Origin of the sequence: Streptomyces sp. NPDC001717, assembly GCF_042892775.1 — a bacterium.
Classification (GTDB): domain Bacteria; phylum Actinomycetota; class Actinomycetes; order Streptomycetales; family Streptomycetaceae; genus Streptomyces.
In genome coordinates this window covers 219,477-240,417 of record NZ_JBIAUK010000003.1, presented here as the reverse complement: position 1 = coordinate 240,417, position 20,941 = coordinate 219,477, and the positions used below count along the sequence as shown (strand labels likewise).

Below are 20,941 nucleotides of genomic sequence, written 5' to 3'. Positions count from 1 at the left end.
TCAAGCCTTTCGAGGGGAGTTAGCCGAGCAGGGAACGACCGATGATCTCCTTCATGATCTCGGTCGTGCCGCCGTAGATGGTCTGGATGCGGCCGTCGGTGAAGGCCCGTGCGACCCGGTATTCGGTCATGTACCCGTACCCGCCGTGCAGCTGCAGGCAGCGGTCGGCGACCCGCTTCTGGAGTTCGGTGGCCCACCACTTGGCCATCGAGGCGTGGACGTGGTCCAGTTCGCCGTTGGAGTGGTCGACGATGCACCGGTCGAGGAAGGTGCGGGTGACGGCGCACTCGGTGGCCATCTCCGCTATCTCGAACCGGATGTGCTGGAGCTTGGAGAGCGGCCGCCCGAAGGCCTCGCGCTCCTTGACGTAGGCGGTGGTGATCTCCAGCAGGTGCTCGGCGGCGGCGATGCCGGCCATCGCGATGCCCATCCGCTCCTGGGCGAGGTTGGTCATCAGGTGGACGAAGGCGCCGTTGAGCTCGCCGAGCAGGTTCTCCTTGGGGACGCGTACGTCGTTGAAGAAGAGCTCGGCGGTGTCCTGGGACTTCTGGCCGATCTTGTCGAGGTTGCGGCCGCGCTCGAAGCCCTCGGCGCCGCGCTCGACGACCAGGAGCGACAGACCGTGCGCCCCGCCCTCGGGCGTGGTCTTCGCTACGACGACGACCAGGTCGGCGAGGATGCCGTTGGAGATGAAGGTCTTGGAGCCGTTCAGCACCCAGTGGTCGCCCCGGTCCTCGGCGCTGGTCCGGATCCCCTGGAGGTCGGAGCCCGCCCCGGGCTCGGTCATCGCGATGGCGGTGATGATCTCGCCCGAGCAGAAGCCGGGCAGCCAGCGGCGCTTCTGCTCCTCGGTGGCGAGCGAGGTCAGGTACGGGCCGATGATGTCGTTGTGCAGGCCGATGGCCAGCCCCGGGGTGCCCGCCCGGGTGAACTCCTCGGCGATCACGGCGGCGTAGCGGAAGTCGGTGTTGCCGCCGCCTCCGTACTCCTCCGGGACGGCCAGGCCCAGCAGCCCCTGCCGACCGGCGGCCCGCCAGGCCTCGCGGCTGACGATGCCGTCCTTCTCCCACTGCTCGTAGTGCGGCAGCACCTCCTTGGCGAGGAAGGTGCGGACGCTCTCGCGGAACGCCTCGTGGTCGGCGTCGAAGATTCGGCGTTGCATCGGGGCCCCCTAGAGCCAGTTCCTGACGGTTTCGATCAGCCGGGCCGGCTCCGGACCCACGGGCGTGACGTTCAGCATGGTCACACCCGCCTCGCGGAAGGCCTCGACGCGCTCGCGTACGTAGCCCTCGGGCCCGCACAGCGTCATCAGCTCGCAGAACTCGTCCGGGACGGCGGCCGCGGCGTCGCGCTTCCGGCCGGAGAGGTACAGCTCCTGGATCCTGCGGGCCTCCTCCTCGTAGCCGTAGGCCACGGCGAGGTCGTTGTAGAAGTTCTTGCCGACCGCCCCCATGCCGCCCACGTACAGGGCGATCTGCGGGCGCGCGAGGTCCCGCGCCGCGGCCGCGTCCTCGCCGATGGCGAGCAGGCCGCCCGCCACCGTCTGCAGCGGGCCCAGCTCCGGGGACCGCTTGGCGGCGCCCCGGGCGAGCGGTTCGCCCCACACCTCCCGCGCCTTCTCGGGGATGAAGAGGGTCGGCAGCCATCCGTCGGCGATCTCCGCGGTCATCGCCACGTTGGCGGGGCCGAGCGAGGCGATGTAGACGGGGATCGAGCTGCGCACCGGCCGGGTGAGGATCTTCAGCGGCTTGCCGTGCCGGCCGCCCTTCTCTGGCGGCAGCGGCATGTCGGTGATGCCGTGGTGGTCGATCGTCTCCCGCCGCCAGATGCGCCGGCACAGCTCCACCGTCTCGCGGGTCCGGCCGAGCGGTTTGTCGTACGGCTTGCCGTGCCAGCCCTCCACCACCTGCGGGCCGGAGGCTCCGAGGCCGAGCAGCGCCCGGCCGCCCGAGACCGCGTCGAGGCCGGCGGCCGTCTGGGCGATGAGGCCCGGGGTGCGGGAGTAGACGTTCAGGATCGCCGAGCCGATCTTGAGGCGCTCGGTGCGGGCGGCCAGGTAGCCCATGATCGTCGGGGAGTCGAAGCCCCAGGCCTCCGCCACCCACACCGCGTCGAGCCCGGCCGACTCCAGCTCCACCGCCTGGTCGGCGGCCCGGCGGGCGTCGCCGGCGTAGTCGAGCATCGTGGACAGTTCCATCAGGCGTCCTTCTCCACGCTCGCCGGCGCCTTGGCCGGCGCCTTCTCCGGCGCGTCGTTCAGCAGGCCCGGTACGTCCCAGTCCACGGCCACGGATTCGGTGTGCGCCCCCGGCAGGGCCGGGCCGGCGGTGACGGCGGCCGGGGTCGCCGAGAACCTGGGGGCGGGGGCGGGCTGCACGATCCCGCCGAAGTCGGTGAAGGTGCCGCGGGCGGCGAGGTGCGGGTGCTCCGGGGCCTCGCGCAGGGACAGAACGGGCGCCACGCACGCGTCCGTACCCTCGAACACGGCCGTCCACTCCGCGCGCGTACGGGTCCTGAAGCGCGCGGCGACGGTCTCCCGCAGCTCGTCCCAGCGGGCGAGGTCCTTGCGGGCGGGGGCCTCGTCGCGGATGCCGAGCAGCTCCACGAAGGTGTCGTAGAACTGCTGCTCCAGCGGGCCGACGGCCATGTACCCGCCGTCCGAGGTCGCGTAGGTGCCGTAGAAGGGGCAGCCCCCGTCGAGCAGGTTCGCCCCGCGGCGGTCCTGCCAGCCGCCCGCCGCCATCATGCCGTGGATCATGGCGGTGAGGTGGGCGGTGCCGTCGACGATGGCGGCGTCGACCACCTGGCCGACGCCTCCGGTCCGGGCGTGCTGGAGGGCGGCGAGAACACCGATGACCAGGTACAGCGAGCCGCCCGCGTAGTCGCCGACGAGGTTGGCGGGGACGGCCGGGGGCCCGTCCGGGTCGCCGATCATGCCCAGGGCGCCGGTGACGGCGATGTACGCGATGTCGTGCCCGGCGGTGTGTGCGAGCGGGCCCTCCTGGCCCCAGCCGGTCATCCGGCCGTAGACCAGCCTCGGGTTGCGGGCGTGGCAGTCGGCCGGACCGACGCCGAGCCGCTCGGCGACCCCGGGACGGAAGCCCTCGATGAGGATGTCGGCCCGTTCGACCAGGTCAAGCACCCGGGCCGGACCCCCGTCCGACTTGAGGTCGACCAGGACGGAGCGCTTGTTGCGGTTGGTGACGTCGTACGCCGGATTGACGGCGAGCCCACCACCGCCGGGCCGGTCGACCCGGACGACGTCCGCCCCCAGGTCGGCGAGGAGCATGGCGGCGAACGGGCCGGGGCCGATGCCCGCCAGCTCGACGACCCGCACTCCGGCGAGCGGGCCGCGCCCGCCCGTCGTCGCGTTCCCTGTCACTGCCATCGAGCCCCCAGCATCCGTAGGACCACCATGTGACACAACTGATGTAACACCGGTGATGCTAGGAACGTGTTCCACTCAGCACAAGAGCAAGCGCTTAGCCGGTTGCCCGCGCCGTCGGATTTTCCCTTGCGCAGGGGACACCCCGGACCGCGGTCCCACGTCCGCATCGCGCTAGCCTCAGCCACCGACACCAGCTGGGAGGAGCGGTCATGAACGCAACGGTCCGGAGCCCTCGGGGACCGCAGGACCATCCGGAACGGGCCTACGACGTCGTGCTCTTCGGCGCGACCGGGTTCGTGGGGGCGCTGACCGCCGAGTACTTGGCCGCGCACGCGCCCGCCGGCTGCCGCTGGGCACTGGCCGGCCGGAACCGGGCCAAGCTGGAGCGACTGCGCGAGCGGCTCGCGGTCATCGAGCCCGCCTGCGCCGAACTGCCGCTGCTCCCGGCCGACGCCGGCGACGCGGAGGCGATGCGCCGATTGGCCGCGTCCACCCGGGTGCTCGCCACCACCGTGGGCCCGTACGTCTGGTACGGCGCGGAGCTGGTCGCCGCCTGCGCCGAAGAGGGCACGGACTACGTGGACCTCACCGGCGAGCCGGAGTTCGTGGACCGGATGTACGTCGAGCACGACGCCCGGGCCCGCGAGACCGGGGCACGCATCGTGCACGCCTGCGGCTTCGACTCGATCCCGGCCGACCTCGGGGCGTACTTCACCGTGTCCCGGCTGCCGGAGGGGGTTCCGCTGCGGGTCGACGGGTTCATGCGGTCCAACGCCGTCTTCTCCGGCGGGACCCTGGCCTCGGCGCTGACCGCGCTGGGGCGCGGCCCCCAGACCTTCGCGGCCGCCCGCGCCCGCCGGCTGCACGAGCCCCGGCTGCTGGGCCGACGGGCCCGAGGGCCGGTCGGCGCGCCCCGGTTCAGCCGGGAGACCGGCACCTGGGCCCTGCCGCTTCCCACGATGGACCCGACGATCGTGGCGCGGTCGGCGGCTGCGCTGGAGCGCTACGGCCCGGACTTCCGCTACCGGCACTACGCCTCCGTCAAGCACCTTCCCGTCGCGGTGGGCGGCACGGCTGCGGTGGCCGCGACCGTGGCCGCGGCCCAAGTGCCGCCCGCCCGGCGGTGGCTGATGAACCGCTGGGAGTCGGGCCGGGGTCCGGACGCGGAACGCCGCGCGCGCAGCTGGTTCACCGTGCGGTTCGTGGGCGAGGGCGGCGGCCGGCGCGTGCTCACCGAGGTGTCGGGCGGCGACCCGGGCTACGGCGAGACGGCGAAGATGCTGGCCGAGTCGGCCCTCTGCCTGGCCTACGACGCCTTGCCCGACCGTGCGGGCCAGCTCACCACGGCGGTCGCGATGGGAGACGCCCTGCTCGACCGGCTCCGCAAGGCGGGGATCGTCTTCCGCGTCGCGGACGAACGCTGAGCGACGGCGCCGCCCGCTCACACCCGACTCTCACCCGGCCGCCTCACGCAGGGCCCGGCGGCACAGGGAATCGGCGTGCCGGGTCGTCTCGGGGATCCGGAAGCGGGGGCTGAGGGCGAGCGCGTGGGCGCAGGCGTTGTCCAGCGAGACCCGGTGCCCGACGGAGACGTAGACCGGCTTGACGCCGTCCTGCGTGCGCAGCGCCCGACCGACGACGGCCCCGTCGGGTGCGAGCAGCGGGGCGGCGTCGCCGCGCCGGGCGCCGGGTTCCTCGTAGGTGAAGGTGAACGGGTTCTTGGCGATTCCGATGGCCGGTAGTCCGGTGACCACGCCGAGGTGGCAGGCGAGGCCGAAGCCCCGGGGGTGGGCGAGCCCGTAGCCGTCGCAGACGACGAGGCCGGGCGCGGCGGTCAGGGCGTCGAGCGCCGCGAGTACGGTCGGCAGCTCACGGAAGGCGAGCAGCCCGGGCACGTAGGGGAAGCTGACGTGCCCGACGGCGGTGGCCTCCTCGACCACTTCCAGGGTGACCGCGTCGAGCACGACGGCCGCGGCGGCGACCAGGTCGCGCTCGTCGTCGTAGGCGACGTCGACACCCGTGACCAGTCCGGATCCGGGCGGCGGGCCGGGCTCGTCGAGTACGACCTGATGGCGCAGTACGTCCTGTATCGCCCGGGCTTCGGCCTCGTCGGCCGGCGTCTTCACACTCGTCATGATGGAGCGAGAGTAGCCTGGCGATCATGTTCGTAATGGAGCTCAGCTACACCGCCCCCATCGAAGCCGTCGAAGAACTGATGGACGACCACATCGCCTGGCTGGACGGCTACTACGCCGCCGGCGTCTTCCTCGCGTCGGGCCGCAAGGTCCCGCGCGACGGAGGCGTGATCCTGGCGGGCGGGGTCTCCCGGGCGGAAATCGAGAAGATCGCGTCCGAGGACCCCTTCACGGTCTCGGGCGTCTGCGCCTACCGCATCACGGAGTTCATCGCGTCGAAGACCTCGGCGGACCTGTCGACGGTCCGGGAGAACCCGGTGGTCTGAGGCGGCGCCTTGCACGGCGGGGGGGGGTGGTTGGCGGCTGGTAGGTCGCCCCACCATTCCGTGGCCTGAACCCTCAGGGGTAGCAGGGCAGGTGGACCGAGTGGGCCGCGGTGAACAACCGGCCGGAACCCGGGCACGGCGGCGCCCCGACCGGTCGGCGCCGGAAAGGGTTGGGGCTTTCCCGTCGGTCCCATAGTCCTTCCGCGTCGGGCCGCCCTGTCAAGGGCGCTCCTTCGTCGCGTCGCTGCGCGATGTCGCTGCGCTCCACCCTTGACAGACCGACCCGCCACGGAAAGACAAGGACCAACGGGAAACCCCCAAAGGAACGGGCCGGGAGGAACGGCGACAACCAGCCGGGACAGGAATGTCCGACCCGACTCCGCGCCGGCAGGCCCCCCACATGTCGACCACAAGAGCCCCAGCCGCGGGAAGGGCGCGTCACATCGCTACGCGCTCCTCGCGTCTCAGCGTCTGCGGTCCGTCTGGGGCTGGTCACGCCCAGATCGCTACGCGCTTCTCCTCGACGGCGTCCAACGACCGCCTGGGGCTGGACATAGGCCGCCCAAACCCTCGTTTCCCCTTCCCTGACCGCGTCCGACGGCCGTCGAGAGGGAAGACGGAGCCAAACAGCGCCTATTTCAACCTGTAGTGCAGTCAGGGGAGGTGAGCAGCCAAAACACCTGACGTTATGCCCTAATTGTCAGGTTCTCGCAAGTATCAGCCTCAGACGGGGGTCGGTCGCGGTCGTCGAGAAGCGCGTAGCGATCATGGGCGGCTTATGTCCAGCCCAAACGACCGTCGGACGCTGTCGAGGCGAAGCGCGTAGCGATCTGACGCGCGACCAGCCCCAGGCGGACCGCAGACGCTGAGACGCGAGGAGCGCGTAGCGATCTGATGCGCCCTTCCCCCCGCCGGGCCTCTTGTGGTCGACATGTGGGGCAGTGGCCTGCTGGGCCGAAGCCGGGTCGGACATCTCGGACTGGCCTTATTGCCTCTGTCCCTCCCGGCCCGTTCTTTTGGGGGTTTCCCGTTGGTCCTTGTCTTTCCGCGGCGGGTCGGTCTGTCAAGGGTCGCCGAAGGCGATCGCGCAGCGACGCGACGACGAAGGAGGAGCGCCCTTGACAGGCCGGCCCGACGCGGAAGGACTATGGGACCGACGGGAAAGCCCCAACCCTTCCCGGCCCCGACCGACCGAGGCCCCGCCAAACCCCAGGCCCACCCCCGCCCCACAGAACACCCCGCCGAGCGGAACCCGCCCAGTCACCTCCCCCTGACCCACTCCCCCTGACCCACTCCCCCCGGCCCACTCCCCCTGGTCCACCAACCCCCTCCCCCAACTCCCTAGTCGCCCACCTCCAACCTCGCCACCCGGCCCTTCTCCCCCGATGCCCAGCAGCCCGCATCCGGGGCGCAGTCGACCGTGTCGAAGGAACCGGGGTCCAGCGGTCGCCAGTTGCGACCGCCGTCGGTGGTGACGTCCGTGCCGGTGGGGCCCACCGCCAGGGCGGTGTTCGACCCGTACGGGTACCAGGCCGCGCCCGAGCGGTAGGCCGGGGGCGGGGTGGTCGAGGGGGTCCAGGTGCGACCGCCGTCGGAGGAGCGGGATCCGGCCTGCGGGGAGGGCTGGCCGGTGCGGTAGTCGCCGCCGACCGCGAGGCCCCTCGTACGGTCGCGGAAGGCGAGGGCGAAGACACCGCGCGCCGGGTCTCCGGCGGGGACGGTGGATTGCGTGGCCGTCCAGTTCCGGCCGCGGTCGGCCGAGTGCAGGATGCGCGCGGTCGGACCGCCGCCCGTGGCGAGCCAGACGTCCTTCGGGCCCGCGCTGACCAGGCACTGGCCACTCGCGGCGAAGCCCGCTTCGCCGGGCAGCGCCTCGGGCATACCGTCGGTCGGGAGGGGCTGCCAGGTACGGCCGCCGTCGGCCGTGGAGAGGAGACGGAACTTGCCGTCCACCGGGTCGCTCACGGTCAGTCCGTGGTGGTGGTCGAAGAAGGTGAGGCAGTCGTAGAAGGCGCGGGGATCGGGGTTGCGGAAGGCCTCGGTCCAGGTGGCGCCGCCGTCCTCGGTGCGCAGGACCCTGGAGGCCTCGCCCTCCCCGATGGACAGGGCCACGGCGCGGCGGGCGTCGAAGGCCTCGACGTCACGCAGTTCCAGGCCTTCGGCCACGGCCGACGGCGGGGACACGTCGCTCCAGCTGCGGCCGCCGTCCACCGTGCGCAGGACCGTGCCCTTGGAGCCGGCCACCCACGCCGTCGACCGGCTGACCGCCGACAGGCCGCGGAAGCGAACCTCCTTGCCGGTGTTCTTCAGCGCCCAGCCGGCGCCGTGCAGCTCGGCCACCCCGCCCGCCCCACCCACTCCGCCCGCCCCGCCGGACTCGTCCGCCTGGGCGGGGACCGCCAGTAAGCCCACCGTCAAAACTGCCGCGCACATGCCAACTCCCAGAAGTCTCATGGCGCCGGAAGCTAACGCACGCCCGTTTTTCCGTCCAGGGTGCGTCCCCACCACCCGCTTCCTACGGTGGTCCCATGACGCCCAAGGAACCCGCGGAAGCCAAGGAAGCCAAGGAAGCCAAGAACCCGAAGGAACGGAAGGAACCCAAGAAACCCAACGAACCCAACGAACCCAACGAGCCCAAGGCCTACGACGGCAAGCAGATCACCATCACCTACGACGTCGGCCGGTGTCTGCACGCCGCCGAGTGCGTGCGGGGCCTGCCCGCGGTCTTCGACTCGGCGCGGCGACCCTGGATCCAGCCGGACGGCGCCGCGGCGGAGTCGGCCGCCGAGGTGGTCCGCCGCTGCCCGTCGGGGGCCCTCCAGTACCGGCTCGCCGAGGGGCCCGGGGAGGAGCCGGACCGGCCGACCACCGTCGTGCGGGATCCGGCCGGCCGGCTCGTGGTCCGCGGCGACCTGAGCGTGACCACCGCGGACGGGCACGTCCGCAGGGAGACCAGGGCCATGCTTTGCGCCTGTGGAGTGAGCGCTAATCAGCCCTTCTGCGACCTCTCCGGAAGCTGCCATTCCGATTGACCACCCAGCCACCGCCGCACACCGACGGTCACTCTGTGCGATCACACGGTCTGGTTCCGGCCAATCGGTGACACAGCTCACGTCACCTTCCATGCACGGATTTGCCGATTCCGGCGTCTATCGAGTTGCCGAGCTCCACCCCACGGCCCGGCAGCAGATCCGCCGCAAGGGAGTGCGCCTTGATCACTGTCATCGAGCAGGCCGTTCAGGCCCGTCTGGTCGCCACCGCGCCGAAGGTCGAGACCGTGCCCGTCACCCTCTGCTACGACCGTGCGGATCCGTTCGCCGTCCGCATGGCCTTCCCCGCCCCGGCCACGCTGGAGGGCGTCGAGGTCTCGTGGACCTTCGCGCGGGAGCTGCTGGAGTCCGGGCTGGACCATCCGTCCGGTCATGGTGACGTGCGCGTGCGCCCGTACGACGGCGACCGGACCACGATCGAGTTCCACGCCCCCGAGGGCGTCGCGATCGTGCTGATGTTCACGGCCGAACTGCAGCGCTTCCTGGAGCGGGCCTCGGTCGTGGTCCCGCCCGGCCTCGAGCACCTCTACCTCGACATGGACCACAGCCTGGCCGAGCTGATGCGCGACGGCTGCTGAGGACCGGCCGACGGCTACTGAGGACCGGCCGACCGCTGCCGGAGCCACCGGGGGGCGCCGAGGTCGCCGATTCCCGTTAATCGTTTGCGGGCGGCTCCGGCCGCCCGTAGCTTCGTAGACGCCCCATCGCCGTCGAAACGGAGCAGGACATTGGACTTCTGAGGTCCGAGACACCGACCATCGTCACCGCCAACCGCTGACCGTCGGCTGTCTCCCCGCGTTGCACGCACCATTCACGCAACCTGGAGGCCTCTATGAGTCACGCCCCTGCTTTCATCACCTGCTCCGCCCTGTCCTTCGACTGGCCCGACGGTTCGCCCGTCTTCGAGGACTTCTCCCTGGCCGTCGGCCCGGGCCGCACCGGCCTGATCGGGCTCAACGGCTGTGGCAAGTCCACGCTGCTGAAGCTGATTGCCGGTGAACTCACCCCTGGAGAGGGCGAGTTGGCCACGGCCGGCACGGTCGGGTACCTGCCGCAGAACCTCACTCTCGACACCGCGCTCCGGGTCGACGAGGCCCTCGGCATCCACACGGCCCGCGCCGCCCTGCACGCCATCGAGGCGGGCGAGGCCACCGAGGCAAACTTCACGGCCGTCGGCGACGACTGGGACGTGGAGGAGCGGGCCATCGCCACGCTCGACCAGCTCGGGCTCGCCCGCATCGGACTGGACCGCACCGTCGGCGAACTGTCCGGCGGCGAGTGCGTGCTGCTGAGGCTGGCCGCGCTGCTGCTCGCCCGCCCGGACGTCCTGCTGCTGGACGAGCCCACCAACAACCTGGACCTGCGGGCCCGGCGCCGCCTGTACGCGGCCGTCGAGTCCTGGACCGGGGTGATGGTCCTGGTCAGCCACGACCGGGAGCTGCTGGAGCGGGTCGACCAGATCGCCGATCTGCGCGACGGCGAAGTCCGTTGGTACGGAGGGAACTTCACGGACTACGAGGAGATGCTCGCCGCCGAGCAGGAGTCGGCCGAGCGGATGGTCCGGGTGGCGGAGGCGGACGTACAGCGACAGAAGCGCGAACTGGCCGACGCCCAGGTCAAATTGGCGCGGCGCAAGCGTTACGGCCAGAAGATGTACGAGAACAAGCGCGAGCCGAAGATCGTGATGGGCGCCCGCAAGCGCGCGGCGCAGGAATCGGCCGGCAAGCACCGGATCATGCACGCGGAGAAGCTCGCGCAGGCGAAGGAGCGGCTCGACCATGCGGTGGAGGCGGTGCGCGACGACGACGAGATCCGGATCAAGCTCCCCGCCACCCAGGTCCCGCCCGGGCGGCGCGTCCTGACCCTCAGCGACGTGCGACTGGCCCACGGGGCGGCCGTGCGGGGCGAGTGGGAACTGCGCGGGCCGGAGCGAATCGCCCTGGTGGGACGCAACGGTTCGGGCAAGACCACGCTGCTGCGCACGATCGCCGGGCAGCTCGATCCGGTGTCCGGGGAGGCGGTGAGGCACGTGACCACGCGGTTCCTGCCGCAGCGCCTGGACGTACTGGACGAGAGCCGTTCGGTGGTGGAGAACGTGGCGCGGTTCGCTCCGCAGGCCACGAACAACGTGATCCGGGCGCGCCTCGCGCACTTCCTGTTCCGGGGTGCCCGGGCGGACCGGCCGGCCGGCACCCTGTCGGGCGGCGAGCGGTTCCGGGCGGCGCTTGCGGCGCTGCTGCTCGCGGAGCCCGCTCCGCAGCTGCTGATGCTCGACGAGCCGACGAACAATCTGGACCTGTCGAGCGTGCGGCAGCTGACCGGCGCCCTGGAGTCCTACGAGGGCGCGCTCCTGGTGGCCAGCCATGACGTGCCGTTCCTGGAGTCGATCGGCATCACGCGGTGGCTGCTGCTGGACGGCGAGCTGCGGCCGACGACGGCCGAGGAGGTTCGGGAGACGCTGTGGCACGAATGATCGCCGGTGATCGCCGGTGACCACCGGTCGCTAACGCGGCAACAGGGCCCAGGATTTGGTGCCGCCCGTCGCGGTCAGGACGGGGGTGAGCCCCCAGTCGCCGCCGCAGGCGTCGACGGCTGCGGCGAGCAGCCACATCCCGCGGCTTCGCCGGCTCCTGCACTCCTCGCTCTTCTCGGGCGAGGAGTGCGCGGGGTGCTGGTCGTACACGACGATCCGCAGCGCGTCGTACTGCCAGCGGATCTTCAGCATCATCTCTTCGTCGGGCGTGAAGCGGTGTCCGTACGCCACGAGTTCGGAGGCGGCGAGGGCCGCGGTCTCGCGCAGGTCGGGCAGGCCGTGCCGGTCGAGGAGGGTCCGGACGACGGAACGGGCCGTGCCCGCGCAGTAGGCGCCACCCGGCAGGCATATCGAGTAGTTCAGCTTCGCCGCCTCGGGCGGTGTCCGCAGGGGCTCATGAACCGGCCGCAGGCCACCGAGAGTGCCCGTCATCGTGCTGCTCCAAGTATGGGTGTGATCGACGGCGTGTGATCGAAGACCGGTTGGTCGTGGAGGGTCGTACGAGGTCACGGGGTTGCCCCGTGTGAGACTTGCACTACCGACCGTAGCGTAACCCGGTGCACAGTGCTACTACTTGTCTCACCAGTTGCCCATTTCTCGGGGTATTTCAGGACGGGTACGGAATGTCGCGCGTGCCCCGCAGCAAAGGAGGGCCCCGTGCCGCCCAGGAGCACGCCGACCGCGAGGCAGCAGCGATTGGGGGCCGAGCTGCGCAAACTCCGCGAGCAGTCGGGCATGACGGTGCAGCAGGCCGCGGCCCTGCTGGGGGTGGACCGGACGCGGATCCCGAACATCGAATCCGGCCGGATCGGCATCAGCGCCGAGCGCGTCCGCACCCTCGCCTTCAACTACGACTGCCCCGACACGGGCCTCGTCGACCTGCTGGCGACGATGGCGCAGGAGCGGGACAAGGGGTGGTGGGAGCAGCACCGCGGGATGCTGCCGCCCGGGCTGCTGGACATCTGCGAACTGGAGCACCACTCGGTCGAGTTGCACACCGCGGTCACCACGCACATACCGGGACTGCTGCAGACCGAGGCGCACGCGCGGGCGGTCTTCGACACCGCCGACCCGCCGCTGCCCGAGCCCGACCTGCAGGCGCGGCTCGCCCTGCGCATGAGCAGGCAGCAGGTGTTCGCGCGGGAACGGCCCCCGCTGTACGAGGCGGTGGTGCACGAGGCCGCCCTGCGGATGCAGTTCGGCGGACCGAAGGTTGCCCGGGCGCAGCTGGAGCACATCCTGGACCGGTCCGAGCGGGCGCGTACGACGGTGCTGGTCATCCCCTTCACCGCGGGCGGCTTCCCGGGTGCCGGGCAGTCCTTCACGTACGCCGCGGCCGAGATACGCCAACTCGACACCGTGCAGCTGGACAGCTCGCACGGCTCGATGCTGCTGGACTCCCACATGAAGCTGCTGCGCTACCGGGGGCTGCTGGAGCGGCTGCGCTCACTGGCGCTGCCGGCCGCCGCCTCCCGCGATTTCATCCACGCCGTCGCACAGGGCCTGTGACCGGGCCGACGAGGAGAGACGCCATGAACACGACCATCGCCACGCCCGCGCGCCCCGCGTCCGCCGCGCCCCCCGGGAACGAGATCACCTGGGAGGAGGCCTTCTGCAGCGAGGGAGCCAACTGTTTTCGCTTCGGACGCGACGCCGAGGGGAAGGCTTATATCGGAACGACCGAGTCCGCCACGTACGTCACCGACTCGATCGATGCCCTCCGGGCACTGATCTCCGCGGTCAAAGCAGGGGCGGCCGACCATCTCTTGGCGTGACTTTGCCCCTCACTGAGCCTTTCGGACGGCCCTCAAACTGTATAGATAACAGGATGTAACCAGACATACACCCGCCAGGGACTTGGCTCGCCTTGATGTCACGCTTAACCTACGACTCCGTAGGCTACGGAACCGTAGGTAGTTCGCTTTACACCCAGGAGTACCCGTGACGATCACCTCTCCCCACCTCGGCAGCTCGGAGGCGTGGACCGACGCGAAGCTGCTGTTCGCGCTGGAAGAAGTGGTCGAGAAGGAGCTCAACCGCCACCTGAAGGTCCAGAAGGACTGGATGCCCCACGACTACGTCCCGTGGAGCGACGGTCGCAACTTCCCCGCCTTCTTCGAGGACGGCGAGGCCTGGCACCCCGACCAGTCCAAGGTCACCGAGATCGGCAAGATCGCCCTGGTGGTGAACCTGCTGACCGAGGACAACCTGCCCAGCTACCACCACGAGATCGCCACCCTCTTCGGCCGCAACGGCGCCTGGGGCACCTGGGTGCACCGCTGGACGGCCGAGGAGGGCCGCCACGGCATCGTGATGCGCGACTACCTGCTGGCCTCGCGCGCCGTGGACCCGGACAAGCTGGAAGCGTTCCGTATGCAGCACATGTCGGAGGGCTTCGAGTCCGACAACAGGCACTCGATGCTCCACTCGGTGGCGTACGTGGCCTTCCAGGAGCTCGCGACCCGCATCTCGCACCGCAACACCGGCCACCAGTCCGGCGACCCGGTCTGCGACCGGATGCTGGCGCGCATCGCGGCCGACGAGAACCTGCACATGATCTTCTACCGCAACCTGCTGGCCGCGGCCTTCGAGATCGCCCCCGACCTGACGATGCAGGCCGTGCGGGACGTCGTCGTCAACTTCCGGATGCCCGGACACGGCATGCCGGGCTTCGAGCGGATGGCCGCGCAGATGGCGATCGGCGGGGTCTACAACCTGCGGATCCACCACGACGACGTGCTGAGCCCCGTGATCCGCTTCCTGAAGATCATGGACATCGACGGTCTGGGCCCCGACGGCCAGAAGGCCCAGGAGGAGCTCGGCCTCTTCATGAACGGCCTGGACGCCGAGGCGCGCAAGTTCGACGAGCGCCTGGCCGCCCGCGCGGCCCGCATCGCCGCCCGCAAGGGCTGACCCCGGCCCCACCTCCTGCGGCCTGACCGGTTTCCACTCCCTCCTGGGAGTGACGCGGATTCCCCTGGCAGAACGCCGCTCTGCCAGGGTTTCGCGTCATGACCTCGCTCCAGGTGGACATCGACCAGCTGACCCGTCTGACCCGCGCCCTGGACTCCTCCCTGGTCTCCTTGCGGGACGCCCGGCGGGCGCTCGACCACGTACGGGCGGACCAGCTGGGCACGGCGGACCTCGACCGGGCGTGCGACGGGTTCCAGGAACGCTGGGCCTACGGCACCAGGGAGCTGACCAAACGCGTCAAGGCCGTGCGGGAGGGCGTGGACCGCAGCGCGGCGGAGTACGCGGAGCTGGAGGAGGCCATCCGCGAGGCCTTCCGCCGGGCGGCGGCCTCGCATGGCTGACCACGCCGCGCTGGGCTTCGACCCCGCCCCGGGGAACCCGGCGGCGGTCCTGGCCCTGACGAAGAAGCTCTCCGCCTCGGCGAACTCCCTCGGGGAGGCCTCGCGGGTCGTGAAGGCCCTGGTGTCGCACAGCTCGTCCTGGGAGGGCGAGGCCGCCACCGCCTTCCGCGCGTCCCTGTCCCAGGACCTCCCCCGCTACCTGGGCTCGGCGCACACCTCCCTGGCGGAGGCCGCCCGGCGGCTCACGGGCTGGCACGACACCCTGCTAGCCCACCGCGCACTGGCGGCCCGCTACGAGTCCCAGGCGGCCGCGGCGAAAACCCCCGAGGCCCTGTCCGACGCCCGCCGCCTGGCGCGGGAACTGGCCTCGGAACACGGCAGGGCGGCCCGTGGGGTGGCCAAGACCCTGAACGCGGCGGTGGACCGCCTGGCCCCGAAGGAACCGGGGTTCCTGGCCTCGGTCTGGCACAAGATCGTCGACGATCCGGGCGACGCCTTGTCGAACGCGTCGGCGATCCTGGGCGCCCTCGGAGCCGCCGTGGCCCTCGTCGCCCCGCCGGCGGGCCTGGCGATCATGCTGGTCGCCGGGGGCCTGTCCCTGGCTGCCCTGACGACGCACCTGGCCGACCCGAAGTTCCGCAAACCCCTGAAGGACGGCTTCACGAAGGGCGAGTTCGACGCGGACTTCTGGAAGAGCAGCGTGACCTTGCTGGGCGACGCCACGGGCTCGGTACCGGGGATCGCCGCCGTCGCCTCCGGCGCGAAGGCCGGCACGGCGGCCGCCAGAGCCGCCATGGCCGCCGCCCCTGAGGCCGGCGCCCTGTCCTCCCTGGGCACGGGGGCCACCGCGTTCCGCAGCACGACGTGGTCGACCGGCCTCGCCATCCAGGAGGTCGAGAACCCACTGGTCACCTGGGCCGTGCGGACAACAGATCCTACGGCGAGGAAGGCTGCCGGCCTGGTCGCACCGGTTGCCGGTGGCCTGACGGGCATCGGCGGCCACCTGTCGGACAGCGAATCGGTTGAACGGGCGTCAACCGCCGCCGATGGCGTCCGGGGCGTCTTGGACGATGCTCCTTCCGCTGGAGCAAAGGCCGCCGGCGCCTGGGCGGCGATGAGGCCGTGATGAACAGCGAAACAGCGCCGCCGGTCTGGTTCCGCCTGCCGCCGGGCTTCCATGACGTCAGTCCGAGGGACCGCGGCGCGCTGGAGGACGTTGCCAACGCGCTCGGCGGTCCGGTTGCCGTGGGAACCCTCGCCCCACTGATGGATCTGATGGACCTACTTCCCGCACACGGTGTCGTACACACGGCCATCGGGCTTCACCCTGACGATCTCATGGGCATCGCGACGTCCTTGTTCTCGCTGACCATCCGTCAAGCCGAGCACGCCAACCCTCGGGTATCGCCAGAATCGCGACGACGGATCTACAAGGGCGTCACGTCTTCATCCTGGACTTGACCAGCGCTGCGACGCAGCACGCCGCGAACCAGATCCTTGCATCGCTTTCTTGATCCTTGCAGGTCAACCGGATCGGAAAAGGCGTCATGCGGAATGTCGGAGTGAAGTCCCCCGGGGCGACCCTCGGTATGGCGGTGTCGCCTCCAGGGTCGGCGGCCAGGGCCTGGTGCGTGTGGTGTCGGACAGAGCACCCCTAGAGGGATGGGCGGCGGCTGACGGGGACGACCGGCTCGCCCGTAGGACTGGGCTGGCCCGCGCGAGCGGCAAAGGCACCCGTACCTGATCAGCGGCGCGGCCGCAGCGCCGAGCGTTCCGCTTCCGACAGGCCGCCCCAGACGCCGAAGCGTTCGTCATTCGCCAGGGCGTACTCCAGGCACGCCACCCGCCCCTCGCACGCCCCGCACAGCCGCTTCGCGTCGCGCAGTGACGAGCCGGGTTCCGGGAAGAAGAAGCCCGGGCCCGTCTGGGCGCAGAGGGCGAGGTCGTACCAGGCGGTGTCGGCGGTGGCCGAAGCGGACGTGGAAGTGGTAGCGGTAGCGGTAGCGGTGGTGTTCATCGACATGCCGGTGATACTCACCGCCCTCGATGGACGTCCGATCAACGCCTGATCAACAACACGTCACGGACCGGACGCCGGCGCACTGGCGATGACCGTGAACCTCGCTCCGAACGGATCCGCCAACTTCGCGAAGCGGCCGACCCCCTCCATGAACACCGGAGTGAGCCTCACCTTGCCGCCCGACTCCTCCGCCTTCGCGGCCGTCGCGTCGCAGTCGACGACCTCGAAGTACAGGGACCAGTACGGTCGTTCGGTGTCCTCGATCGGGTCCATCGAGATCGGGACGAGCCCCGCGAAGGACTCCTCGTCCGTACCGCCGGCCGGTATGGCCATCGTGTACGCGCCGCCCTCGTACGGCATCTCGCGGATCTCCCACCCCAACACCGCGCCGTAGAACCGGGCCGCCGCGGCCACGTCACCCGTGTACAGCTCCGTCCAGCACAGGGAACCCGGCTCCGTCACCGCGCCCAGGCCCGTGTGTCCCCTCGGCTGCCACACGCCGAAGCCCACGCCCTCCGGGTCGGCGAAGACCGCCGTGCGCCCGAGGTCCATGACGTCCATCGGCTCGACGGTGACCGTGCCGCCCGCCTTGGTCACGGCCGCCGCCGTCGCGTCCGTGTCGGAGGTCTGGAAGTACGCCTGCCAGGCGGACGGGCCCTCGACCGCCGGGACCGTCATGCCACCGGCCACCGTCTTGCCGCCGAGGTGGAACATGCCGTAGCCACCGACCTCCTCGCCGCCCGCCCGGAAGTCCCAGCCGAGGAGTTCCCCGTAGAACCCGGCGGCGGCGTCGAGGTCAGGCGTCCCGAGGTCCACCCAGTTCGGAGAGCCGTCTTTGTAGTCCGTGGTGAGCATGGTCAGCACTCCTTCCGGTCGCTGCCGCGCCTGCGACGCCCATGACCGTTCGTCCTCTCCCTTCGAGCATGGCATCCCCCACTGACAGTGGACCCGGCCCGATCGGTCCCCCAGGGTGAACGACCGTGCGTTCGGTAAGATGGCGACATGGCAGACGGACGCGTGGAACGAGGCAATCAGACGCGGCGCACCGTCCTCGACCGGACGATGAGCATCGCTTCCGTCGACGGGCTGGAGGGTCTGTCCCTGGGGAAGATCGCCGCGGATCTCGGTCTGAGCAAGAGCGGTGTCTTCGCCCTCTTCGGTTCCAAGGAGGACCTGCAGCTCGCCACCGTCCGCGCCGCCGTGGACGTGTTCGTCGAGCAGGTCGTCCGGCCCGTGCGCGCGGAGCCGGCCGGTCTCGCCAAGGTGTGGCGGGTGTGCGAGCTGTGGCTGGGCTACTCCGGGCGCCGGATCTTCCCCGGAGGGTGCTTCTTCTACTCGGTCTCCGCGGAGTTCGACTCGCGCCCGGGCCCCGTGCGGGACGAGATCGCCAAGGCACGGTCCGACTGGACGCGTTACATCGAGCGCCTCCTGGACGAGGCCCGGCAGGCGGGCGGGTTCCGGGAGGACTTCGACCCGGCGGACGTGCCGCAGCTCGCGTTCGAGGCGATCGCGCTGATGGAGCTGGCCAACGCGCATTCCGTACTGCACGAGGACCCGCTCGCGTACGAACGTGCCGGCCGGGGGATCCTCGGCCGGCTGCGGGCGGCGGCGGCCGCCCCGGAGGAGCTTCCGGAGCGGCCCCCGGCGATCGGCCCGGGTGTCAGTCCGGCTGTCAGTCCGGCTGTCGGGCAGGCAGGCTGACCCGGGCGCCCGGGCGCATCGACCAGCCCGCGACCGCCGCGCCCACCGCCGCGATCGCGACCATGAGGAAGACCCCGGGCCAGCGGTCGCCCGGCCCGGTCAGCAGGGCCGCGGTGGCCGCGATGCCGAGCGCGCCGCCCAGTTGGCGGGCCGTCATCAGCAGCCCGGTGCCCGCAGCGAACCGCTGCGGCGGGAGGCCGGCGGAGGCGGCGGTGGAGAGCGCGGTCAGGGCCACCCCGATGCCGAGACCTCCCAGCAGGCCCGCCGGGAGGAAGACCTGGGCGTACGAGGTCGAGTCGGCGACCCAGCCCCACAGCAGCAGGGCGTTGACGGCGAACAGCAGGGAGCCGACGACCACCGCGACCCATTGCAGCCGCGCCGGCACCCGGCGACCGACGACCAGTGCGCCGACCATCGCGAGCACGGCGCCCGGGGTGACGCCGAAACCCGCCTCCAGGACCGAGTGGTTCCAGCGGGCGATCAGGTACGAGGGCCCGGTCAGCAGCCACGCGTACATGGCCGCCCCGAAGAGCAGGGCCGCCAGGTTGGCGCGGGCGAAGACCCGGTCGCGCCACAGGTCCCGGTCGACGGCCGGGGCGGGATGACGGCGTGAGCGGTACAGCGCGGTGGCCGTCGACAGGACGCCGCCGCCCACGAGTCCCAGGACCGCCGCGTCGGTCCAGCCCCGGTCGGCGCCCTGGGAGAGTCCGGCCACCACGCCCCCGATGCCGAGTGCGAGGGCTACGGTGCCGACGGGGTCCGGGAGCCGGCTCGCCGTGCGCGCGTCCCGGGGCACGGCGCGGGCGGCGGCCCCGCAGACGACCAGGCCGAGGGGCACGTTGACCAGGAAGATCGCCCGCCAGTCCCACGCCTCGACGAGCAGACCGCCGAGGCTCGGGCCGACCGCGGCGGCGAGCCCGCCCGCGGCGCCCCAGGCGCCGAGTGCCGCGGCCCGGCGGCCGGGCGGCGTGTGGGTCAGTACGAGCCCCAGCGCGGCCGGGATCATCCCGGCGGCCGCGGCTCCCTGGAGGGCGCGGGCCACGATGAGCAGGTCGGCGGTGGGGGCCGCGCTCGCGGCGAGCGAGGTGAGGGTGAAGGCGAGGGCCGAGCCGAGGAAGAGGGCGCGTCGTCCCAGGGTGTCGGCGAGGCGTCCGGCGGCGGCCAACAGCGCGGCGAACAGGACGGCGTAGCCGCTGACCACCCAGGTCAGCCGGGCCAGGGACACCTCGGGGAAGGCCCGCCGCAGATCGGCGAACGCCACGTTGACGACGGTGGCGTCGAGGAAGGCGAGGAAGGTGACGGCGCAGGCGAGGAGCAGGATCCGGCCGGGGGCGGCGCCTCCGTCGGCCGGGTCCGTGCGCGTGGCCCCGGTGGCCCCGGTGGCCCCGGTCCGGACGGGGACGGTGCTCATCGGGCGACCGCCGGGCTCTCGACGGGGCCTTCGGCGGGGACGTACGGGGTGGTGATGAACCGGACGGCGGCCGCGACGACCTCGGGGTCGGCGAGGATGCGGCGGTGGCCGAGGCCCGCGGTCTCGATCAGGCGGGCCCGGTCGCCGTGGGCGGCCGCGATGGCGCGGGACTGGGCCGGGGTCGCGGTGTCGTCGTCCGTGTCGTGGAGGAGGAGCATCGGCACCGGGACGTCAGCCGGCCGCCAACGGGCGTCGAGGCGCTGCCAGATGTCGGCTTCTCCGGGGAACAGAACCGTCTCGACGTGCCGGCGCAGGACCTTCTCGACCCCGTCGCCCACGCCGAGCCGGGCGCGGAACTGCTCCAGGAGGTAGCCGAAGTCGGCGATTCCCCCGATGGCGACCACCCGGTCCGCGCGGACCGTGTCCCGCAGGGTGAAGAGGCTGGAGAGTACCCCGATCGAGTGGGCGAGGACGGCCGAGAAGTCCCCGTGCTCGGCGTGCAGCAGGCGGATGATCTCGCGGTGGTCGCGGACGGTGGCGGCCCGGCCGCCGGATTCTCCGTGCCCCGGGGAGTCGAAGGCGATCACGGTGCGGCCCTGGGCGCGAAGCGCCTCGATGAAGCCGGCGAACCGCGAGGCGCGCGAGGACCAGCCGTGCACCACGAGGACGGGCCGCTCTCCGTCCCCCCAGCGGTAGGTGGTGACGGGTATGCCCCGCACGAGCAGCCGCCCGGTCTCGGCCCGCGCCATCACCTCCGCCTCGTCGGGCCGCAGCCGTGCGCGGCCGAGCGGGCGGACGAACAACGCGAAGACGCGGGGTCCGGCCAGGCCGGGCGCCAGCCGGGCGCCGACGTCGAGGGTGGTGCGCAGGAGTGAAGCCATGGGATGCATGCCGGTTCTCCGGATCTCCGCGGGATGGCCAGATGGCAAGGACAAGGCCAGATGCCAGGGCAGGGGCAGGATGACGGGGAGATATTAGCACGATCGTTCGTGTTGTTTTTTGTCCGACTGTGAGCAACGGAATGGTTCCGCACTGTAATCTCCGGTCGGGTGTGGTGATCACCG

22 protein-coding genes are annotated in these 20,941 nt (G+C 71.5%); 12 read left to right on the top strand and 10 right to left on the bottom strand.

Annotated elements, in window-relative coordinates; genetic code table 11:
• Positions 1-19: 19 nt before the first annotated feature.
• The 3 genes from ACFYZL_RS08440 to ACFYZL_RS08430 are packed head-to-tail and all read right to left on the bottom strand — an operon-like array spanning position 20 to position 3,387.
• Positions 20-1,162 (bottom strand): acyl-CoA dehydrogenase family protein, encoded by a 1,143-nt coding sequence (locus ACFYZL_RS08440; RefSeq protein WP_388677236.1) that lies wholly within the window; start codon positions 1,160-1,162, stop codon positions 20-22.
• Between the two features lie 9 nt (positions 1,163-1,171).
• Positions 1,172-2,197, bottom strand: a complete 1,026-nt coding sequence (locus ACFYZL_RS08435) for an LLM class F420-dependent oxidoreductase (RefSeq protein ID WP_384752133.1) — start codon at positions 2,195-2,197, stop codon at positions 1,172-1,174.
• Positions 2,197-3,387 (bottom strand): CaiB/BaiF CoA transferase family protein, encoded by a 1,191-nt coding sequence (locus tag ACFYZL_RS08430; protein ID WP_384752136.1) that lies wholly within the window; start codon positions 3,385-3,387, stop codon positions 2,197-2,199. Before ACFYZL_RS08430 ends, ACFYZL_RS08435 begins: the two co-directional genes overlap by 1 nt.
• Before the next feature lie 209 nt (positions 3,388-3,596).
• On the opposite strand from ACFYZL_RS08430, the gene ACFYZL_RS08425 reads away from it, so the two are divergent.
• Positions 3,597-4,811: a saccharopine dehydrogenase family protein gene (locus ACFYZL_RS08425; protein WP_384752138.1), complete on the top strand. Its 1,215-nt coding sequence runs from the start codon at positions 3,597-3,599 to the stop codon at positions 4,809-4,811.
• A 30-nt stretch (positions 4,812-4,841) separates the two neighbouring features.
• Here the strand turns inward: ACFYZL_RS08425 and ACFYZL_RS08420 are convergent, their stop codons facing one another.
• A complete protein-coding gene (locus ACFYZL_RS08420) occupies positions 4,842-5,522 on the bottom strand; it encodes an endonuclease V (RefSeq protein ID WP_384752141.1) in 681 nt (226 codons plus the stop codon).
• A gap of 26 nt (positions 5,523-5,548) precedes the next feature.
• Here ACFYZL_RS08420 and ACFYZL_RS08415 point away from each other — a divergent pair, with 26 nt between their 5' ends.
• A complete protein-coding gene (locus ACFYZL_RS08415) occupies positions 5,549-5,848 on the top strand; it encodes a YciI family protein (protein WP_384752144.1) in 300 nt (99 codons plus the stop codon).
• 1,341 nt (positions 5,849-7,189) lie between these two features.
• Here ACFYZL_RS08415 and ACFYZL_RS08410 read toward each other — a convergent pair.
• Positions 7,190-8,281 (bottom strand): WD40/YVTN/BNR-like repeat-containing protein, encoded by a 1,092-nt coding sequence (locus ACFYZL_RS08410; protein WP_388677229.1) that lies wholly within the window; start codon positions 8,279-8,281, stop codon positions 7,190-7,192.
• 95 nt (positions 8,282-8,376) lie between these two features.
• On the opposite strand from ACFYZL_RS08410, the gene ACFYZL_RS08405 reads away from it, so the two are divergent.
• From ACFYZL_RS08405 to ACFYZL_RS08395, 3 genes are all read left to right on the top strand, one after another.
• On the top strand, positions 8,377-8,880 hold the full coding sequence (locus tag ACFYZL_RS08405) for a (4Fe-4S)-binding protein (protein ID WP_388677226.1): 504 nt from the start codon (positions 8,377-8,379) through the stop codon (positions 8,878-8,880).
• Positions 8,881-9,059: 179 nt separating this feature from the next.
• The gene (locus tag ACFYZL_RS08400; protein ID WP_388677223.1) at positions 9,060-9,476 is read left to right on the top strand and encodes an SsgA family sporulation/cell division regulator; all 417 of its coding nucleotides are present in this window, start codon (positions 9,060-9,062) and stop codon (positions 9,474-9,476) included.
• Between the two features lie 254 nt (positions 9,477-9,730).
• A complete protein-coding gene (locus ACFYZL_RS08395) occupies positions 9,731-11,371 on the top strand; it encodes an ABC-F family ATP-binding cassette domain-containing protein (RefSeq protein ID WP_384747738.1) in 1,641 nt (546 codons plus the stop codon).
• 30 nt (positions 11,372-11,401) lie between these two features.
• Here the strand turns inward: ACFYZL_RS08395 and ACFYZL_RS08390 are convergent, their stop codons facing one another.
• Entirely contained in the window at positions 11,402-11,863 is a 462-nt protein-coding gene (locus ACFYZL_RS08390; RefSeq protein WP_384747741.1) for an ATP-binding protein, read from the bottom strand.
• 225 nt (positions 11,864-12,088) lie between these two features.
• On the opposite strand from ACFYZL_RS08390, the gene ACFYZL_RS08385 reads away from it, so the two are divergent.
• The 6 genes from ACFYZL_RS08385 (at position 12,089) to ACFYZL_RS08360 (ending at position 16,206) form a co-directional block, all read left to right on the top strand.
• Complete coding sequence (locus ACFYZL_RS08385; protein ID WP_388677220.1) at positions 12,089-12,940, top strand: helix-turn-helix domain-containing protein; 852 nt, start codon at positions 12,089-12,091, stop codon at positions 12,938-12,940.
• Between the two features lie 23 nt (positions 12,941-12,963).
• Positions 12,964-13,206 carry a hypothetical protein gene (locus tag ACFYZL_RS08380; protein ID WP_384747747.1) on the top strand — a complete coding sequence of 81 codons (243 nt, stop codon included), beginning with the start codon at positions 12,964-12,966 and terminating at the stop codon, positions 13,204-13,206.
• A 166-nt stretch (positions 13,207-13,372) separates the two neighbouring features.
• Entirely contained in the window at positions 13,373-14,344 is a 972-nt protein-coding gene (locus ACFYZL_RS08375; RefSeq protein WP_384747749.1) for an acyl-ACP desaturase, read from the top strand.
• 98 nt (positions 14,345-14,442) lie between these two features.
• A complete protein-coding gene (locus ACFYZL_RS08370; RefSeq protein WP_384590958.1) occupies positions 14,443-14,745 on the top strand; it encodes a hypothetical protein in 303 nt (100 codons plus the stop codon).
• Positions 14,738-15,871 carry a hypothetical protein gene (locus tag ACFYZL_RS08365; RefSeq protein ID WP_388677215.1) on the top strand — a complete coding sequence of 378 codons (1,134 nt, stop codon included), beginning with the start codon at positions 14,738-14,740 and terminating at the stop codon, positions 15,869-15,871. The genes ACFYZL_RS08370 and ACFYZL_RS08365 overlap by 8 nt, the downstream gene beginning before the upstream one ends.
• The gene (locus ACFYZL_RS08360; protein WP_384747760.1) at positions 15,871-16,206 is read left to right on the top strand and encodes a hypothetical protein; all 336 of its coding nucleotides are present in this window, start codon (positions 15,871-15,873) and stop codon (positions 16,204-16,206) included. Before ACFYZL_RS08365 ends, ACFYZL_RS08360 begins: the two co-directional genes overlap by 1 nt.
• A gap of 283 nt (positions 16,207-16,489) precedes the next feature.
• On the opposite strand, the gene ACFYZL_RS08355 is transcribed toward ACFYZL_RS08360, so the two are convergent.
• Positions 16,490-16,768 carry a WhiB family transcriptional regulator gene (locus tag ACFYZL_RS08355; RefSeq protein WP_388677212.1) on the bottom strand — a complete coding sequence of 93 codons (279 nt, stop codon included), beginning with the start codon at positions 16,766-16,768 and terminating at the stop codon, positions 16,490-16,492.
• 57 nt (positions 16,769-16,825) lie between these two features.
• Complete coding sequence (locus tag ACFYZL_RS08350; protein WP_388677209.1) at positions 16,826-17,620, bottom strand: VOC family protein; 795 nt, start codon at positions 17,618-17,620, stop codon at positions 16,826-16,828.
• Between the two features lie 147 nt (positions 17,621-17,767).
• Here ACFYZL_RS08350 and ACFYZL_RS08345 point away from each other — a divergent pair, with 147 nt between their 5' ends.
• The gene (locus tag ACFYZL_RS08345; RefSeq protein WP_384747769.1) at positions 17,768-18,466 is read left to right on the top strand and encodes a TetR/AcrR family transcriptional regulator; all 699 of its coding nucleotides are present in this window, start codon (positions 17,768-17,770) and stop codon (positions 18,464-18,466) included.
• Here the strand turns inward: ACFYZL_RS08345 and ACFYZL_RS08340 are convergent.
• Both ACFYZL_RS08340 and ACFYZL_RS08335 read right to left on the bottom strand, forming a co-directional pair.
• A complete protein-coding gene (locus ACFYZL_RS08340; RefSeq protein ID WP_388677206.1) occupies positions 18,438-19,877 on the bottom strand; it encodes a DHA2 family efflux MFS transporter permease subunit in 1,440 nt (479 codons plus the stop codon). The two genes, ACFYZL_RS08345 and ACFYZL_RS08340, sit on opposite strands and share 29 nt — an antisense overlap.
• Positions 19,874-20,758: an alpha/beta fold hydrolase gene (locus ACFYZL_RS08335; RefSeq protein WP_384747774.1), complete on the bottom strand. Its 885-nt coding sequence runs from the start codon at positions 20,756-20,758 to the stop codon at positions 19,874-19,876. Before ACFYZL_RS08335 ends, ACFYZL_RS08340 begins: the two co-directional genes overlap by 4 nt.
• Between the last annotated feature and the right edge of the window lie 183 nt (positions 20,759-20,941).

Excerpts from the sequence above, each read along its gene's own strand:
- ACFYZL_RS08440 (WP_388677236.1), bottom strand. The coding sequence starts at position 1,162 with ATGCAACGCCGAATCTTCGACGCCGACCACGAGGCGTTCCGCGAGAGC.
- ACFYZL_RS08435 (WP_384752133.1), bottom strand. The coding sequence starts at position 2,197 with ATGGAACTGTCCACGATGCTCGACTACGCCGGCGACGCCCGCCGGGCC.
- ACFYZL_RS08430 (WP_384752136.1), bottom strand. The coding sequence starts at position 3,387 with ATGGCAGTGACAGGGAACGCGACGACGGGCGGGCGCGGCCCGCTCGCC.
- ACFYZL_RS08425 (WP_384752138.1), top strand. The coding sequence starts at position 3,597 with ATGAACGCAACGGTCCGGAGCCCTCGGGGACCGCAGGACCATCCGGAA.
- ACFYZL_RS08420 (WP_384752141.1), bottom strand. The coding sequence starts at position 5,522 with ATGACGAGTGTGAAGACGCCGGCCGACGAGGCCGAAGCCCGGGCGATA.
- ACFYZL_RS08415 (WP_384752144.1), top strand. The coding sequence starts at position 5,549 with ATGTTCGTAATGGAGCTCAGCTACACCGCCCCCATCGAAGCCGTCGAA.
- ACFYZL_RS08410 (WP_388677229.1), bottom strand. The coding sequence starts at position 8,281 with ATGTGCGCGGCAGTTTTGACGGTGGGCTTACTGGCGGTCCCCGCCCAG.
- ACFYZL_RS08405 (WP_388677226.1), top strand. The coding sequence starts at position 8,377 with ATGACGCCCAAGGAACCCGCGGAAGCCAAGGAAGCCAAGGAAGCCAAG.
- ACFYZL_RS08395 (WP_384747738.1), top strand. The coding sequence starts at position 9,731 with ATGAGTCACGCCCCTGCTTTCATCACCTGCTCCGCCCTGTCCTTCGAC.
- ACFYZL_RS08390 (WP_384747741.1), bottom strand. The coding sequence starts at position 11,863 with ATGACGGGCACTCTCGGTGGCCTGCGGCCGGTTCATGAGCCCCTGCGG.
- ACFYZL_RS08380 (WP_384747747.1), top strand. The coding sequence starts at position 12,964 with ATGAACACGACCATCGCCACGCCCGCGCGCCCCGCGTCCGCCGCGCCC.
- ACFYZL_RS08370 (WP_384590958.1), top strand. The coding sequence starts at position 14,443 with ATGACCTCGCTCCAGGTGGACATCGACCAGCTGACCCGTCTGACCCGC.
- ACFYZL_RS08365 (WP_388677215.1), top strand. The coding sequence starts at position 14,738 with ATGGCTGACCACGCCGCGCTGGGCTTCGACCCCGCCCCGGGGAACCCG.
- ACFYZL_RS08360 (WP_384747760.1), top strand. The coding sequence starts at position 15,871 with ATGAACAGCGAAACAGCGCCGCCGGTCTGGTTCCGCCTGCCGCCGGGC.
- ACFYZL_RS08355 (WP_388677212.1), bottom strand. The coding sequence starts at position 16,768 with ATGTCGATGAACACCACCGCTACCGCTACCGCTACCACTTCCACGTCC.
- ACFYZL_RS08350 (WP_388677209.1), bottom strand. The coding sequence starts at position 17,620 with ATGCTCACCACGGACTACAAAGACGGCTCTCCGAACTGGGTGGACCTC.
- ACFYZL_RS08345 (WP_384747769.1), top strand. The coding sequence starts at position 17,768 with ATGGCAGACGGACGCGTGGAACGAGGCAATCAGACGCGGCGCACCGTC.
- ACFYZL_RS08340 (WP_388677206.1), bottom strand. The coding sequence starts at position 19,877 with ATGAGCACCGTCCCCGTCCGGACCGGGGCCACCGGGGCCACCGGGGCC.
- ACFYZL_RS08335 (WP_384747774.1), bottom strand. The coding sequence starts at position 20,758 with ATGGCTTCACTCCTGCGCACCACCCTCGACGTCGGCGCCCGGCTGGCG.